We start from the raw sequence: 13,912 nt of genomic DNA on the forward strand, positions 1-13,912 counted from the left end.
GATGCGTTTAATGAAGGGATTGCTCGGCCTGCTGTTGGCCCTGCCGCTGCTGGCGTCCGCCGAAGAAGTCGGCCAGGTCTCGACGGTGTTCAAGTTCGTCGGGCCCAACGACCGCATTGTGGTCGAAGCTTTTGACGATCCCAAGGTCGACGGCGTGACCTGCTACCTGTCGCGTGCCAAGACCGGCGGCGTCAAAGGCGGCCTGGGCCTGGCCGAGGACCGCGCCGAAGCCTCGATTGCCTGCCGTCAGGTCGGGCCGATCCGCTTCAAGGGCGAACTCAAGGATGGCGACGAAGTGTTCAAGGAGCGCACGTCCCTGGTGTTCAAGACCATGCAGGTGGTGCGTTTCCTCGACAAGAAGCGCAACACCCTGGTGTACCTGGTCTACAGCGACCGCCTGATCGAAGGCAGCCCGCAGAACGCGGTGACGGCGATTCCGATTTTGCCCTGGCCGACCGCTCAGTAACCTGCAGGCGATTTTTGCAATCGGCGTCTATGATTGCAGGCTTGCGGGTTGTAATCTCGAAACGCTGCAATGCGAAGAACATGGATATCTGGAGTTCGTCATGAGTGCTTTCCACGACCTGAAACTCAAAGCTTTGGACGGACAAGAGCTGCCGCTGGCGCCGTTCAAGGGCCAAGTGGTGCTGGTGGTCAACGTGGCCTCCAAATGTGGCTTGACCCCGCAGTATGCGGCCTTGGAGAACCTCTACCAGCAGTACAAAGGCCAGGGGTTCACCGTGCTTGGCCTGCCCTGCAATCAATTTGCAGGCCAGGAGCCAGGTACCGAGCAAGAGATCCGGGAGTTCTGCAGCCTCAATTACGGGGTGACTTTCCCGCTGGGCAGCAAGCTTGAAGTCAACGGCCCTGACCGTCACCAGCTGTACCGCTTGCTGGCGGGCGAGGGCGCCGAGTTCCCGGGGGATATCACTTGGAACTTCGAAAAATTCCTGCTCGGCAAAGATGGCCGTGTCCTGGCGCGCTTTTCGCCGCGCACCCCACCGGAAGACTCCTCGATTGTCCAGGCCATCGAAAAAGCCCTGGCTTGAACCCCTGACTTATTTGAAAACCGGGCTTGTTGTGGCAAGCCCGCTCGCCACAGGTCAGTGCTAACCGGCCCTCCTTCTTTTAGGCCTAAATCACCCAAATCAATAGTGCTGTTCAAGGTTCATTGCGCTCCATATTATCCGCGTCATAAACCTCTCTTCGTGGAGCGCACTCATGCCTGTCCAAGCCTTGTTCAAACCTTTCCAGCTGGGCACATTGCAACTGTCGACCCGCGTGGTCATGGCCCCAATGACCCGTTCGTTCTCTCCAGGCGGTGTTCCGAATGCCCAAGTCATCGAGTACTACCGCCGCCGTGCGGCCGCTGGCGTGGGCCTGATAATCACCGAGGGCACTGTGGTCGGCCATCAAGCTTCCAACGGCTACCCCAACGTGCCGCACTTCTACGGTGAGGCCGCGCTGGCCGGCTGGAAGAAAGTCGTCGATGCGGTACACGCCGAGGGCGGCAAGATCGTCCCGCAGCTCTGGCACGTGGGCAGCGTTCGCCGTCTCGGTACCGAGCCTGATGGCAGCGTGCCGGCCTATGGTCCGATGGAAAAACTCAAGGACGGCAATGTGGTGGTGCATGGCATGACCGCCCAGGACATCAAGGATGTCATCAACGCCTTTGCCCAAGCGGCCAGGGACGCCCAGCGCATCGGCATGGACGGCGTGGAGATCCACGGCGCCCACGGCTATCTGGTCGACCAGTTCTTCTGGGAAGGCAGCAACCAGCGTACCGACGAATACGGCGGCAGCCTGGCCAATCGCTCGCGTTTCGCCATCGAGTTGATCCAGGCCACTCGCGCCGCGGTTGGTCCGGACTTCCCGATCATCTTTCGCTTTTCGCAGTGGAAACAGCAGGATTACACCGCGCGTCTGGTGCAAACCCCCGAAGCGCTGGGCGAATTTCTCAAGCCGTTGTCGGACGCTGGTGTGGACATTTTCCACTGTTCCACCCGTCGCTTCTGGGAGCCGGAATTCGAAGGCTCCGACCTTAACCTGGCCGGTTGGACCCGCCAGCTCACCGGCAAGCCGACCATTACCGTCGGCAGCGTTGGCCTGGACGGCGAGTTCCTGCAGTTCATGGTCAACACCGACAAGGTCGCGCAACCGGCCAGCCTGGAGAAACTGCTGGAGCGTCTGAAGAACGACGAGTTCGACCTGGTCGCCGTGGGTCGCGCGCTGCTGGTGGATCCGGATTGGGCGGTGAAGGTGCGCGAAGGCCGCGAGAGCGACATTCTGCCATTCAGTCGTGAGGCGTTGACGACTCTGGTCTAAGTGGCTGGACTCCCTGTGCGTGCACAGGGAGTTTTGCTGCACTGGTGATTAATACTGCGGTCTCTTACTCAGCTCGTTGCGGTGATCAATTTTGTTCGGATCTTTTTGATGCCCAGCCTGGCCGTAGACGGGCGGTTCTGCTCGAGACTGATCCAACCATTGTTGCTGACGTGTCCATTCTGCATTTGGCATGTTGACTCCGTTTCGTACACCCATTCCATAAATTGGCATGATCGATCTCTCCATTGATTCAAAGGCCCTGCTTAAAGCAGCAGGTATCAATGATTGGTAAGCGGGCGCTGCTCGTTCCCAACTTAAATATCAAGTAAATCTTCCCATGCGCAGTCAAACGATGGTGTGCCCCGTGGGCTTTCTATTTTGCGTAAGGCAGCGAGGGCATCACAGTGTGCTCCCCGCATACACCTCGTAACTGGTTCTCGAACTGCTCGATAATCGCCGGCCAGCCCTGGCGGCTCGCATGCTGGCGCGCATTGAGGCGCATGCGACGCAGGCTTTCGGCGTCCTCCAGCAGCCAATTGGCGGCCTCGCAAAACGCGTTCTCGTCTCCCGGCATCGCCAATACTCCGTTGTAGCCATGGCGAATATGCTGGGTTGCGGCAGCCTGGTCGTAGGCCACCACGCCCAACCCCGATGCCATCGCTTCCAGCACCACGTTGCCGAACGTTTCGGTCAGGCTGGGGAACAGGAACACATCACCTGACGCGTAGTGCCGCGCCAGTTCTTCACCGCGCAAGGCGCCGCAGAAGATCGCCTCCGGCAGGTCCTTTTCCATCATTGCCCGCTGCGGGCCATCGCCGACGATGATCAGTTTCATCTGGCGCTGTGCGTAGGCGGCCTGCAAAGTCTCGAAGCACCGCTTGAGCAACCCAAGGTTCTTTTCGTGCGCCAGTCTGCCCACATAAAGGACAGCGGTTTGCCCGCTGTTCAAGGCCCAGCTTTCGCGCAGCGCGTTATCGCGTTTCGCTGGGTGGAACAATTGGCTGTCCACGCCGCGCGACAGCATCCCCAAACGTTCGAAATGCTTGCGTTCCAGCTCCAGACGCTGGCTGGCGCTGGGCACCAGGGTCAGGCTCGAGCGGTTATGAAACCAGCGCAGGTAGTGGGTGACCATGCGGCTGAGCAAGCTCAAGCCGTACTGGTTCGAATACTGCTGGAAATTGGTATGAAAACCGCTGACGACGCTGATCCCCAGGCGCCTCGCCGCGCGCAACGCCGACAGCCCCAGCGGCCCCTCGGTGGCGATATACAACACGTCCGGGCGTTGGCGCGTCCAGCGTCGCAGCAACTTGTGCATCGACGACTGGCCCCACTGCAGGCCTGGGTAACCCGGCAGCGGCCAGCCGCGGCACAGCAGCAATGCGTCGTCGCTGGGACGGCTCTGGTCGGCGCCCTGGCGCGGTCGCACCAGCTCGACTTGATGGCCGCGTGCACGCAGGCCCTCGCACAGGCGGCCAAGGGTATTGGCCACCCCGTTGATCTCGGGCGGGAAGGTTTCGGTGATGAGCGTGATGTGGAGCGAAGCTGTCGTCATGACCCACAGTGTCGTCGTGGGCCATGTCGTCATTGTGTCATTGGCATGATGGATTTATGACTGGGTCACTTTTTGCTGCTGCGCCATCGCCTCGGCCCCTTGTTCGCGCACCCAGAACAACGTCGCGCCGGCCACCGCCGCCGGCATCATCAGCAGGTTGACCACCGGCACCAGCAACACCAGGTAAACGATGCCGCCGAAGCTCATGCTCTGCCAGCGTTTCTGGCGCAGCCAGGCGAGCATTTCGTTCCAGCCCAGCTTGTGGTTGTCGGCCGGGTAGTCGATGTATTGGATCGCCATCATCCACACGCCAAACAACAGCCACAACGGCGCGGCGATCAGGTTGACCACGGGAATGAACGAGAGGATAAACAAGCCGATGGCCCGCGGCAGGAAGTAGCCCAGCTTGCGCATTTCCCGCGCCAGGGTGCGCGGCACCATGGCGATCAGCTCGCCCCAGCTGAAGGCTGGGAAGTCATCGGTGCCGCGCACCACCACTTCGACTTTCTCCGAGAGAAAGCCATTGAACGGCGCCGCGATGATGTTGGCCAGCATGGTGAAAGTGAAAAACACCATCAATACCACCAGCACCACAAACAGCGGCCAGATCAGGTAATTCAGGAAGCTCAGCCAGTTCGGCAGCGTCGGCATCAGGTGGTCGACCCATAGGCTGAACTGATGACCGGCGAAATAGATCAAGCCGACGAACAGCACCAGGTTGATCGCCAGCGGCAGCAGTACAAACAGGCGCAAGCCAGGGCTCAACACCAGTTTGAGGCCTTCACGCAGGTATTGCGGGCCGGAAAGAACAGGGGCGGGCATGGAAAACTCCGAGCAAAGGGACGAACGCGCCGACCTTACCGGCTTTACCTCTTGGGCGAAAGCGGCGACATCAGCAGAAACAAACGTGTCGATCAACCGGCTCGACTGCATAGAGACCGCCTATGAGCTGGATTGTTATTGCGTATTTCCTTAATCTTGCCCCCCTCGATACGCTGCATCCATTATTTTCAGGGCCCGCGAGTTCAAGCCTTCCCCAAGTGCTTCGTGGTCCCTTTTTTATTCCAGCCGCCTTGTAGTCCGGGCGGTCGATAGGAGTGAGTCATGTCTGCTACCCGTCATTCGCGAGTGATTATTCTCGGTTCCGGCCCTGCCGGTTACAGCGCTGCCGTCTACGCTGCCCGGGCCAACCTCAAGCCGCTGCTGATCACCGGCATGCAGGCGGGCGGTCAGTTGACCACCACCACTGAAGTCGACAACTGGCCGGGCGACGTCCACGGCCTGACCGGCCCGGTACTGATGGAGCGTATGAAAGAGCACGCCGAGCGCTTTGAAACCGAGATCGTGTTTGATCACATCAACCAGGTCGACTTTTCCAAAAAGCCTTACAGCCTGACCGGCGACAGCGGCGTGTACACCTGTGACGCACTGATCATCGCCACCGGCGCCAGCGCCCGTTACCTGGGCCTGCCGTCGGAAGAGGCGTTCATGGGCAAAGGCGTTTCGGCCTGCGCGACCTGCGACGGTTTCTTCTACCGCAACAAGCCGGTCGCCGTGGTTGGCGGCGGCAACACCGCAGTGGAAGAAGCGCTGTACCTGGCCAACATCGCCAGCACCGTGACCCTGGTTCACCGCCGCGAGACCTTCCGCGCCGAGAAGATCCTGATCGACAAGCTGCACGCCCGTGTCGCTGAAGGCAAGATTATCCTCAAGCTCAACGCCACCCTGGACGAAGTCCTGGGCGACAACATGGGCGTGACCGGTGCGCGCCTGAAAAACAACGACGGCAGCTTCGATGAGCTGACAGTCGACGGCGTGTTCATCGCCATCGGCCACACCCCGAACACCTCGCTGTTCGAGGGCGTGCTGGAAGCCAAGGACGGTTACCTGGTAGTGCAGGGCGGCCGTGAAGGCAACGCCACTGCGACCAACATCGAAGGTATCTTCGCCGCCGGTGACGTGGCCGACCACGTCTACCGCCAGGCCATCACCTCGGCCGGCGCCGGTTGCATGGCGGCACTGGATGCCGAGCGTTACCTGGACGGCCTGCAGAACGCTTCGTTCTGAACCTGTTGAACCAAAAAAACCGGCTGCGAGGCCGGTTTTTTTATGCGCACGATTTATGAGCGCTGCAGCTCAAATGTGGGAGCGGGCTTGCTCGCGAATGCGGTCTGCCAGTGACAAATTCAGTGACTGACACTCTGCCTTCGCGAGCAAGCCCGCTCCCACATTTTTGATCTGTGTTTGACTCAGGGTTTGCGGGTCAGGGGTGGCGCAGTAAATTTCACACCCGCCAAACCATGGGCAATCAACGCCCGGATATTGCCATGGTCACTGCCCTCAGGCGTGGCCACCACCGAACGATAATGCTCGCCAAACGCCAGCAGCGCTTGCTGATCGCTCAACCCTTCCAGCAACGCCAGACCCAAGGTCTTGCACGACCCTTCATTCTGCCCGGCAGCGTTTTCCACATCACCATTGGTAAAGGCTTGCGGCTGGTAGTCGTAGCCGGCGGCAACAAAGGCCAGGGTATCGGCAAAAACGTGTTCGCCGCTGTCGAGGCTGGCGCGCAGGGTGTCCAAATCAGTCATGGGTTTTTCCTTTGGCAAACGCGGCCTGCTGGTCGGCGCTGGCTTCTTTCTGGTACTGGGCTTTCCATTCGGCGTAGGGCATGCCGTACACCACTTCGCGGGCGTCATCGAGGCTCAGCTCGATCTGGCGCTCATCGGCTTCGGCCTTGTACCACTTGGACAAGCAGTTGCGGCAGAAGCCCGAAAGGTTCATCAGGTCGATGTTCTGCACATCCTTGCGGCTGTCCAGGTGGGCCACCAGCCGGCGGAAAGCGGCGGCTTCGAGTTCGAGGCGTTGTTGATCGTTCATAAGGCTCACTGCAGGTTCAGGGTTAGCGGCTGGCCGCCAGGGTAATCGACACCGATTCGGCAAAGCGCAGCGCATGGGGCTTGTCCACTTCGACCTCGGCGTACAGCACCGAGTCATTGCCCATCACCAGGTCCAGCACTTCCTGGGTCAGGCGCTCCAGCAGGGCAAAGCGGTTGCCTTCGACATGGGCGATGATCGCCTTGGTGATGGTGCGGTAGTTCAGCGCGTGGTCGATGTCGTTGTCGCGCACGGCTTCCTGGGCGGCATACAGGATGGTCAGGTTGATCAGCACATCCTGCTTGTTGAGGATTTCGTCCTCATTGATGCCGATATAGGTGCGCAGACACAGGTCCTTGACCCGGATGCGTGCCATGCCTGGTTGAAGTTGTGGCATTGCTACTTGCTCCGTCCGATCAGTTGCAGGAACTCCATGCGCGTGGTGGTCGACTCGCGGAACGCGCCGAGCATCACGGAGGTGTTCATGGTTGAATTCTGTTTTTCCACGCCGCGCATCATCATGCACATGTGCCTGGCCTCGATCACCACGGCCACGCCGGCGGCTTGGGTCACGTCCTGGATGGCGTCGGCGATTTGCCGCGTGAGGTTTTCCTGGATCTGCAGGCGCCGGGCGAACATGTCGACGATGCGCGCCAGTTTCGACAGGCCCAGCACCTTGCCGGTCGGAATATAGGCCACATGGGCCTTGCCGATAAAGGGCAGCAGGTGGTGTTCGCACAATGAATAGAGCTCGATGTCCTTGAGGATCACCATCTCGTCATTGTCAGACGCGAACAGCGCGCCGTTGACGATTTCTTCCAGGTTCTGTTCGTAGCCATGACACAGGTATTGCATGGCCTTGGCAGCGCGCTTGGGCGTGTCGAGCAAGCCTTCGCGCTCCGGGTCTTCACCCAAGCCCTTGAGGATCTCGCGGTAGTGTTGGGGCAGGGACAAAGTCATACAACATCCTCAAAAACGGCTACTTGATATGCCGCCCGCCGTTGACGGTCAGGGTGGTACCGGTGACATAGGGGTTGTCCAGCAGGTAACGCACGCTCCGGTAGATCACCTCGGGGCCGGGCTCGATGCCCAGGGCCGACTTGGCCAGCACCTTGGCGCGGTAGGCGTCGTCATCGCCCTGGTTGAACATCACCATCGCCGGAGCGATGCCGTTGACCTTGATCGAGGGTGCGAACTGCGCGGCAAATGACAGCGTCAAGCTGTCGAGGCCGGCCTTGGTCGCGCAGTACGCGATGTGTTGACGGCTGCCCTTGCGCACGACGTCGTCGCTGATGTGCACGATGTCGGCCGGTGCCGAGCGTTGCAGCAAGGGTGAACAATGCAGGTTGATGAGGTACGGCGCAAGCATGTGCACGCTGAACATGTCGACGAAGGCACGGCTTTCGTCGCCAGGCGTTTCAGCGACCCAGGCCGAGGCGTTGTGAATGATCGCCCGCAGGCTTTGGGTATGGGTGTTCAGTTCAGCGATAAACGCCAGGATCCCGGCTTCATCGCTGAAGTCCGCAAAAATGCCGATCGCGCCGCGCTCGCGCAACGCGTGCACGCCGGGCCGCTCGCTGCGGTAGCTGAAAATCACCGGGTGGCCCTCGTCCAGCAGGCGTTGGGCGCAATGCAGGCCGACACGCTGGCCGGCACCGGTGATCAGGATCGGGGCGTTCGTTGCAGTCATGGGAGGCTCGGGTCGCTGGCAGGGTGAAACTATACCAGCGCGCGTAGCCCCTGTGCTCAAGCCGCGGCTTCACGCACCTTGCGCGCCGGGGTCGGGTGCAGCCAGTTCGCCAACAGGTGCGTGGACAACGGGATAAACAGGTAAACCATCAAGGGCGTCAGCGCCAGGGTGCTGACCAGCACACGGGGCAGCAGCGCCAGTTCATTGAGCAGCGGGCCCAGCACAAAGTTGAACAGCAGCGATACCGGGAAAAACGCCAGCCAGATCGCCACAGCCTGCTTCCAGCGTGGTGGCCGCGCGCCTGCCGCGCCGAACCAGCCATCGATGCCCCGTACACGGTGCTCGGACGGGTCGGCAAACAATTCGCTGCCACGGCCCAGCCAGGCACTGCGCGATGCGGAAAACTCCCAGGCATGCAGGGTTTTTTCATCGGCAAAGCGGAAGATAATCTGGAATTCATCATCATGGGGCGGCGGTGCAAGCACGCCTGAACCCAGGTAACCGGGAAAGTCGGTGGCCAGTTGCTCGCCTTCACGCAGCCAGGCCATCAGTTCTTCGTAGCGACCCTTGGCCACACGGCGCGCAACCATCAGGGTGACGGGAGAGGTAGACATTGTGTATCTCCGGATAGACGGGTGCGCTGGGCCGGGTAGGCGGCGCACAAACGAAGCTGCGGGGTGCTGCAGCTTTGCTGAAATAACAGGCAAGGATTATTCCTGTTTCAGCGAAATACGCCAGATACTTTGGTCGGCCCATCGTGCAACTTGAATCGGCCCGCCGAATAAGCGTTAAATAGGCCCCACATCGACACGGATGTTCTTGACCTCTAATGCCCGAAATTATTGCTCCCCAGCGCGAAACATCCCCAGTGAACGCACCCGCTTGCGCTGACCTTTTCCCGATTCGTGAAGTCGCTCGGCTGACCGGCGTCAACCCGGTGACCTTGCGTGCCTGGGAGCGGCGCTACGGCCTTATCCAGCCCACCCGCACCGAAAGCGGGCACCGGTTGTATTCGCGCAACGACATTGACACGGTGCACCGGATTCTCGACTGGATCGAACGTGGCGTGGCGGTGAGTAAAGTCGCCAGGATCCTCGCGCGAGGCGAGCGGTTCGGCGAACCTGGCGCGGTTTCCGAGGCTGCGCTGCAGTGGCGCCAGTGGCAACGCCAGCTGCGCATGGCCATCAGCGCGTTCGACGACCGCCAGTTGGACCTGCTCTACGGCCAGCTCTGTTGCGATTATCCGCTGCCCATCGTGTTTCAAGACATCCTCATGCCGCTTTGGCAGGAGTTGTTGCGTCACCAGGGGCGTTTCGGCCAGGCCAGCGAATGGCTGTTCTTCGACAGCTTCCTGCGCTCGCGTGCCGCGCAACGCCTCCAGGCCGCCGCCGCCGTGCCGGGGCCGCGCGTGCTGGTGGCGGCGATTGCCGGGGAATGCCGCGAGCTGGAGTTGTTGGTCGCGGGCCTGTTGATGGCGGCGGACAAACTTGCGGTAAAACTACTGGGCGTCGGCCAGCCGTTCGATGAGTTGACCCTGGTCTGTGAAAAGACCCAGCCGCAAGCCCTGGTGCTGTTTTCCAACCGTGCCCCCGGCAGTGATCTGCCGCAGCGGCTCAAGCGCCTGGCGCTGACATTGAATTGCCCGCTGTTGCTGGCCGGTGATGCAGCGGACCTGGCGCAGGAAAGCCTGGCGGGCTCGTCAATCGGCTGCCTGGGTAATGAGGGGCAACTGATGCAGCGCCGCTTGCAGCTCTTCCTGAGCGGTAGCCTCGACACCTGATTTCAGGCATGTACTTGCGGGTAAACCAGGCGGTGCTGGTGCAGGATGAACTGGCGCAGGCGCTCGGTTTCATCGGCGTTGCCCTGGCCCAGTCGGTAGGCGAACAGCCCGCGCGCGGTTTCCCGTTCGAACGATCCGCGCAGCGCAATGCGTTCATAGCCCGAAGGGCTGAACCACAGCGAAAAGGTCTTGGGCGGTTTGATCCGGCCACGAATCTCTATCAGCACCCCCTTGAACGACACTTCGCGCACCCATAACGCGCCTGGGTTGCCCTTGATATTCTCCAGGGCCACCGGTGTTTCCAGCTCCAGGCGCCACGGCCGGATCATCGGCCCATCCTCGAAGATACTCGGCACGCCCAGGCGCAGATGGACCGCGTGAAACTCATCCTCCACCAGTTGCAGTGGAAACGTCAGTTGCTGATTGTCGAACTGGGCCTGGATGGTGACATGGTCATGAGCGGCCAGGCGGGTGAGCAAGTCGCGGATCTGCGCGCCACCGTTGACCGTCAGGCTCGACGATGCATCCCGCACGTTGAGTTGCGGGTTGTGCTGCATGTTCTGAATGAATTCCAGCTCATCCTGGGTCAGAAGCGCGTCGCGTTGCATCGCCATTGCTCAATAGGTGGAGTGTTAAAATGCCATTATCCCCTTTACTGACTGCTTTTTCTAAATTTTGTTAGATCCGCTCGTCGTTTTGAGCGACGCCAGCTCGGCTTTCACCTGGGCCAATTCGGCTTCCAACTGGGTGACGCGCTGCTGGGCTTTGACCTGCAAGGTGACGTCCTTCTGCACGCCGACGAAATAGGTCTGCCTGTCGGTCTCGTTATAAACCGTTGAAAGTGACAGTTCGTTCCAGAAATGGCTGCCGTCCTTGCGGTAATTGCGCAGGATTTCGCGGCAGGCCCCGCCACTTTCCAACGCCTCCCGAATCGCCATCAGGGCCGGCTGATCGCGGTCGCCCGACTGCAGGAAGCGGCAATCCTGATAGAGAATTTCATCCAGCGTGTAGCCGGTCATGCGTTCGAATGCCGGGTTGACATAGATCAGCGGCTTGTCCAGGCCTTCCCGTTCGGCGACGACGATGCCGTCGTTAGAGGCGTTGATCACCAGTTGCATCAGCTTGGCGTTAATCATTGAGCGGTCCATGGCTTGTTGTGGAGTAAGGAGTTTATGGCAACGCCTGAATGTTGCACGGGGTGCGCTGAAAAATTTGCGTCAGCTGCTAATATCCCAGGCTTTCGCTCAACTACAGGATCAGATTGATGAAAGTCGCCATCCTTTCCGGCTCGGTCTACGGCACCGCTGAAGAAGTGGCCCGCCATGCCGCCGGTATCCTCAATGCCGCCGGTTTCGAGGCCTGGCACAACCCGCGAGCCAGCCTGGCGGATGTGCAGGCATTTGCACCGGACGCCTTTCTGGCGGTCACGTCCACCACCGGCATGGGCGAGTTGCCCGATAACCTGCAACCCCTGTATTCGAGTATCCGCGACCAACTGCCCGCCGCTTGGCGCGGCCTGCCCGGTGCGGTAATCGGCCTGGGCGACGCCAGCTATGGCGATACGTTCTGCGCCGGTGGCGAGCAACTGCGCGAGCTGTTCGGTGAGCTGGGCGTGCGCGAAGTGCTGCCGATGCTGCGCCTGGACGCCAGCGAAAGCGTCACCCCGGAAACGGACGCCGAACCGTGGCTGGCCGAACTGATCATTGCACTGCGCGGTTGACCGCAAACGCCCGTGGCAACGCCATTGCGTGGCTTTGTTGACGGCACTTCTCTGGCGTCACTTGCACGAATTTGGACTATTCTCAACGCTGACTCGCAGGGTCATCAAGCTGGCTGCCAAGGCAACTACGGCGGCGTTGAGGTCTGACTAGACTGGCCCCTCACTCAAAAAATAATAAGAAAGTGCGCCAAGGAGGTCGTTAACGTGAGCCTAGCCCCCGTTGCATCACTGCATGTCAAAGATCAGGTCAGCGCTGCCGAGTGGCAAGCCCGCGTCGACCTGGCAGCCTGCTATCGCCTGGTGGCGATGCACGGTTGGGACGACCTGATCTTCACCCACATCTCGGCCAAGGTGCCGGGCACCGATGACTTCCTGATCAACCCTTATGGGCTGATGTTCCACGAGATCACCGCGTCGAGCCTGGTCAAGGTCGACCAGGCGGGCAACAAGCTGATGGACAGCCCCTACGAGATCAACCCGGCGGGCTACACCATTCACAGCGCCATCCACGAAGTGCGTCACGATGTGACCTGCGTGTTGCATACCCACACCGCCGCCGGTGTCGCGGTGGCGGCGCAGAAGCAAGGCGTGTTGCCGATCAGCCAGCAATCGATATTCGTGTTGTCGAGCCTGGCCTATCACGCCTACGAAGGGGTGGCGTTGAACCCTGAAGAGAAGGTGCGCTTGCAGGCCGATCTAGGTCAGAACAATTTCCTGATGCTGCATAACCATGGCCTGCTGACCTGCGGCAGCACCATCGCCGACACCTTCCTGATGATGTTTACCTTCCAGCGCGCCTGCGATATCCAGGTCCTGGCACAAAACGGCGGCGCGCAATTGATACCCATCGGGCCGCAGATACTCGCGGGCGCCAAGGCGATGGTGGCGGCGGTCACCAAGAGCGCGCAAGGCATGGGGGGAGCGCTGGCCTGGCCGGCGCTGCTGCGCACGTTGGACAGTCGGGACCCAGGGTATAGACACTGATGCCACTCGCCGAGATCCCGCTCAGCGTCTGGCGCAAACGCAGCCAGACATTCGACTTCCACGGCCGCACCATCCGTTACTGGGTGGCGGGGCAGGGTGAGCCGTTGCTGCTGATCCATGGCTTCCCCACCGCCAGTTGGGACTGGCATTACCTTTGGCAACCCCTGGCCCAGCGCAACCTGGTGATTGCCTGCGACATGCTCGGTTTTGGCGACTCGGCCAAGCCATTGGACCATGGCTACTGCCTGCTGGAACAAGCGGATTTGCAGCAGGCGCTGCTGGCGCACTTGCGTGTTGAGCAGCCGGTGCACGTGCTGGCCCACGACTACGGTGACAGCGTTGCCCAGGAATTGCTGGCTCGGCACTACGAAGGTCGCTTTCACATGGCCAGCTGTGTGTTTCTCAACGGTGGGCTGTTTCCTGAGACCCATCGGCCGGCGCTGGTGCAAAAGCTCTTGCTCAGCCCCCTGGGGTGGATGGTCGGCCGCGCCTTCGGGCGCAATGCCTTGGCGAACAGCTTCAACCAGATATTCGGCCCCAATACCCGCCCCAGTGAAAGCGCCCTGGATGATTTCTGGAGTCTGATCGAGTGTCACGAAGGTACGCGCATCCTGCACAAACTCATCGGCTACCTTCCCCAACGGCAGCGACTGCGTGAGCGCTGGGTTGCGGCGATGCAACAGGGGCAAGTGCCGTTGCGCGTGATCGACGGCGAGGTCGACCCGATCTCCGGCGCCCATATGGTGGAGCGCTACCACCAGTTGGTGCCCCACGCCGATACGGTGTTGCTGGCCAATATCGGCCACTACCCGCAGGTCGAAGCGCCGGTGCAGGTGCTCAAGCATTACCTGGCGTTTCGTGAGCGGATCAGTTGCCCGGTCTCACGCGCGGCCTATTCCTGATAGAACGCAAATCCAACCTGTGGGAGCGGGCTTGCTCGCGAATGCGGTCTGTCAGTTGATACAGCTGCCGACTGACCCACCG

19 protein-coding genes are annotated in these 13,912 nt (G+C 60.7%); 9 read left to right on the plus strand and 10 right to left on the minus strand.

All coding sequences use genetic code 11. The features are described from left to right. The first annotated feature begins 1 nt into the window (after position 1). The 3 genes from H0Z09_RS25770 to H0Z09_RS25780 all read left to right on the plus strand — a co-directional run bounded on the left by H0Z09_RS25770 (position 2) and on the right by H0Z09_RS25780 (position 2,325). Entirely contained in the window at positions 2–466 is a 465-nt protein-coding gene (locus H0Z09_RS25770) for a CreA family protein (RefSeq protein ID WP_186694497.1), read from the plus strand. Positions 467–566: 100 nt separating this feature from the next. Further along, positions 567–1,049 carry a glutathione peroxidase gene (locus tag H0Z09_RS25775; RefSeq protein ID WP_186694499.1) on the plus strand — a complete coding sequence of 161 codons (483 nt, stop codon included), beginning with the start codon at positions 567–569 and terminating at the stop codon, positions 1,047–1,049. 172 nt (positions 1,050–1,221) lie between these two features. After that, positions 1,222–2,325, plus strand: a complete 1,104-nt coding sequence (locus H0Z09_RS25780; protein WP_186694501.1) for an NADH:flavin oxidoreductase — start codon at positions 1,222–1,224, stop codon at positions 2,323–2,325. A gap of 373 nt (positions 2,326–2,698) precedes the next feature. Here H0Z09_RS25780 and H0Z09_RS25785 read toward each other — a convergent pair whose 3' ends face one another. Further along, positions 2,699–3,877 carry a glycosyltransferase family 1 protein gene (locus H0Z09_RS25785; RefSeq protein ID WP_076949945.1) on the minus strand — a complete coding sequence of 393 codons (1,179 nt, stop codon included), beginning with the start codon at positions 3,875–3,877 and terminating at the stop codon, positions 2,699–2,701. 54 nt (positions 3,878–3,931) lie between these two features. Continuing rightward, positions 3,932–4,699: a sulfate transporter CysZ gene (cysZ, locus tag H0Z09_RS25790; protein WP_076949944.1), complete on the minus strand. Its 768-nt coding sequence runs from the start codon at positions 4,697–4,699 to the stop codon at positions 3,932–3,934. Here cysZ and H0Z09_RS25795 point away from each other — a divergent pair. Together H0Z09_RS25795 and trxB are read left to right on the plus strand one after the other, a co-directional pair. After that, positions 4,698–4,853 (plus strand): hypothetical protein, encoded by a 156-nt coding sequence (locus H0Z09_RS25795; RefSeq protein ID WP_186694503.1) that lies wholly within the window; start codon positions 4,698–4,700, stop codon positions 4,851–4,853. The two genes, cysZ and H0Z09_RS25795, sit on opposite strands and share 2 nt — an antisense overlap. Positions 4,854–4,981: 128 nt before the next feature. Next, the gene (gene trxB, locus H0Z09_RS25800) at positions 4,982–5,944 is read left to right on the plus strand and encodes a thioredoxin-disulfide reductase (protein ID WP_186694505.1); all 963 of its coding nucleotides are present in this window, start codon (positions 4,982–4,984) and stop codon (positions 5,942–5,944) included. Between the two features lie 182 nt (positions 5,945–6,126). Here the strand turns inward: trxB and H0Z09_RS25805 are convergent, their stop codons facing one another. The 6 genes from H0Z09_RS25805 to H0Z09_RS25830 are packed head-to-tail and all read right to left on the minus strand — an operon-like array spanning position 6,127 to position 9,058. Then, the gene (locus H0Z09_RS25805; RefSeq protein WP_186694507.1) at positions 6,127–6,468 is read right to left on the minus strand and encodes a HopJ type III effector protein; all 342 of its coding nucleotides are present in this window, start codon (positions 6,466–6,468) and stop codon (positions 6,127–6,129) included. Further along, positions 6,461–6,757, minus strand: coding sequence for a DUF1244 domain-containing protein (locus H0Z09_RS25810; protein ID WP_010206472.1), 297 nt, complete (start codon positions 6,755–6,757; stop codon positions 6,461–6,463). Before H0Z09_RS25810 ends, H0Z09_RS25805 begins: the two co-directional genes overlap by 8 nt. A 22-nt stretch (positions 6,758–6,779) precedes the next feature. Continuing rightward, positions 6,780–7,151, minus strand: coding sequence for a dihydroneopterin triphosphate 2'-epimerase (gene folX, locus H0Z09_RS25815; protein WP_076949941.1), 372 nt, complete (start codon positions 7,149–7,151; stop codon positions 6,780–6,782). 2 nt (positions 7,152–7,153) lie between these two features. Beyond that, positions 7,154–7,714 (minus strand): GTP cyclohydrolase I FolE, encoded by a 561-nt coding sequence (gene folE / locus H0Z09_RS25820; protein WP_076949940.1) that lies wholly within the window; start codon positions 7,712–7,714, stop codon positions 7,154–7,156. A gap of 19 nt (positions 7,715–7,733) precedes the next feature. Further along, the gene (gene folM / locus H0Z09_RS25825) at positions 7,734–8,444 is read right to left on the minus strand and encodes a dihydromonapterin reductase (protein ID WP_186694509.1); all 711 of its coding nucleotides are present in this window, start codon (positions 8,442–8,444) and stop codon (positions 7,734–7,736) included. 56 nt (positions 8,445–8,500) lie between these two features. Beyond that, positions 8,501–9,058 carry an antibiotic biosynthesis monooxygenase gene (locus H0Z09_RS25830; protein WP_186694511.1) on the minus strand — a complete coding sequence of 186 codons (558 nt, stop codon included), beginning with the start codon at positions 9,056–9,058 and terminating at the stop codon, positions 8,501–8,503. A gap of 215 nt (positions 9,059–9,273) precedes the next feature. Here H0Z09_RS25830 and H0Z09_RS25835 point away from each other — a divergent pair, with 215 nt between their 5' ends. After that, positions 9,274–10,224: a MerR family transcriptional regulator gene (locus H0Z09_RS25835; protein ID WP_186694513.1), complete on the plus strand. Its 951-nt coding sequence runs from the start codon at positions 9,274–9,276 to the stop codon at positions 10,222–10,224. Positions 10,225–10,226: 2 nt separating this feature from the next. Here the strand turns inward: H0Z09_RS25835 and H0Z09_RS25840 are convergent, their stop codons facing one another. Then, on the minus strand, positions 10,227–10,832 hold the full coding sequence (locus tag H0Z09_RS25840) for a hypothetical protein (RefSeq protein ID WP_186694515.1): 606 nt from the start codon (positions 10,830–10,832) through the stop codon (positions 10,227–10,229). A gap of 60 nt (positions 10,833–10,892) precedes the next feature. After that, a complete protein-coding gene (locus H0Z09_RS25845; protein WP_186694517.1) occupies positions 10,893–11,360 on the minus strand; it encodes a PAS domain-containing protein in 468 nt (155 codons plus the stop codon). A 128-nt stretch (positions 11,361–11,488) separates the two neighbouring features. Between H0Z09_RS25845 and H0Z09_RS25850 the strand changes: the two genes are divergently transcribed. The 3 genes from H0Z09_RS25850 (at position 11,489) to H0Z09_RS25860 (ending at position 13,830) form a co-directional block, all read left to right on the plus strand. Next, positions 11,489–11,944: a flavodoxin gene (locus tag H0Z09_RS25850; protein ID WP_186694519.1), complete on the plus strand. Its 456-nt coding sequence runs from the start codon at positions 11,489–11,491 to the stop codon at positions 11,942–11,944. Between the two features lie 204 nt (positions 11,945–12,148). Beyond that, complete coding sequence (locus tag H0Z09_RS25855; protein WP_076949933.1) at positions 12,149–12,928, plus strand: class II aldolase/adducin family protein; 780 nt, start codon at positions 12,149–12,151, stop codon at positions 12,926–12,928. Continuing rightward, positions 12,928–13,830, plus strand: coding sequence for an alpha/beta hydrolase (locus tag H0Z09_RS25860; protein WP_186694522.1), 903 nt, complete (start codon positions 12,928–12,930; stop codon positions 13,828–13,830). Before H0Z09_RS25855 ends, H0Z09_RS25860 begins: the two co-directional genes overlap by 1 nt. The last annotated feature ends 82 nt before the right edge of the window (positions 13,831–13,912 follow it).

The organism is Pseudomonas sp. SWRI18 (genome assembly GCF_014268345.1).
Classification (GTDB): domain Bacteria; phylum Pseudomonadota; class Gammaproteobacteria; order Pseudomonadales; family Pseudomonadaceae; genus Aquipseudomonas; species Aquipseudomonas cedrina.

What these genes read in the sequence shown, in the direction of transcription:
- folX (WP_076949941.1), bottom strand. Translation starts at nt 7,151, where the DNA reads ATGCCACAACTTCAACCAGGCATGGCACGCATCCGGGTCAAGGACCTG.
- H0Z09_RS25840 (WP_186694515.1), bottom strand. Translation starts at nt 10,832, where the DNA reads ATGCAACGCGACGCGCTTCTGACCCAGGATGAGCTGGAATTCATTCAG.
- H0Z09_RS25810 (WP_010206472.1), bottom strand. Translation starts at nt 6,757, where the DNA reads ATGAACGATCAACAACGCCTCGAACTCGAAGCCGCCGCTTTCCGCCGG.
- H0Z09_RS25780 (WP_186694501.1), top strand. Translation starts at nt 1,222, where the DNA reads ATGCCTGTCCAAGCCTTGTTCAAACCTTTCCAGCTGGGCACATTGCAA.
- cysZ (WP_076949944.1), bottom strand. Translation starts at nt 4,699, where the DNA reads ATGCCCGCCCCTGTTCTTTCCGGCCCGCAATACCTGCGTGAAGGCCTC.
- H0Z09_RS25845 (WP_186694517.1), bottom strand. Translation starts at nt 11,360, where the DNA reads ATGATTAACGCCAAGCTGATGCAACTGGTGATCAACGCCTCTAACGAC.
- folE (WP_076949940.1), bottom strand. Translation starts at nt 7,714, where the DNA reads ATGACTTTGTCCCTGCCCCAACACTACCGCGAGATCCTCAAGGGCTTG.
- H0Z09_RS25850 (WP_186694519.1), top strand. Translation starts at nt 11,489, where the DNA reads ATGAAAGTCGCCATCCTTTCCGGCTCGGTCTACGGCACCGCTGAAGAA.
- H0Z09_RS25795 (WP_186694503.1), top strand. Translation starts at nt 4,698, where the DNA reads ATGGAAAACTCCGAGCAAAGGGACGAACGCGCCGACCTTACCGGCTTT.
- H0Z09_RS25830 (WP_186694511.1), bottom strand. Translation starts at nt 9,058, where the DNA reads ATGTCTACCTCTCCCGTCACCCTGATGGTTGCGCGCCGTGTGGCCAAG.
- H0Z09_RS25785 (WP_076949945.1), bottom strand. Translation starts at nt 3,877, where the DNA reads ATGACGACAGCTTCGCTCCACATCACGCTCATCACCGAAACCTTCCCG.
- H0Z09_RS25775 (WP_186694499.1), top strand. Translation starts at nt 567, where the DNA reads ATGAGTGCTTTCCACGACCTGAAACTCAAAGCTTTGGACGGACAAGAG.
- H0Z09_RS25770 (WP_186694497.1), top strand. Translation starts at nt 2, where the DNA reads ATGCGTTTAATGAAGGGATTGCTCGGCCTGCTGTTGGCCCTGCCGCTG.
- H0Z09_RS25805 (WP_186694507.1), bottom strand. Translation starts at nt 6,468, where the DNA reads ATGACTGATTTGGACACCCTGCGCGCCAGCCTCGACAGCGGCGAACAC.
- H0Z09_RS25860 (WP_186694522.1), top strand. Translation starts at nt 12,928, where the DNA reads ATGCCACTCGCCGAGATCCCGCTCAGCGTCTGGCGCAAACGCAGCCAG.
- trxB (WP_186694505.1), top strand. Translation starts at nt 4,982, where the DNA reads ATGTCTGCTACCCGTCATTCGCGAGTGATTATTCTCGGTTCCGGCCCT.
- folM (WP_186694509.1), bottom strand. Translation starts at nt 8,444, where the DNA reads ATGACTGCAACGAACGCCCCGATCCTGATCACCGGTGCCGGCCAGCGT.
- H0Z09_RS25835 (WP_186694513.1), top strand. Translation starts at nt 9,274, where the DNA reads ATGCCCGAAATTATTGCTCCCCAGCGCGAAACATCCCCAGTGAACGCA.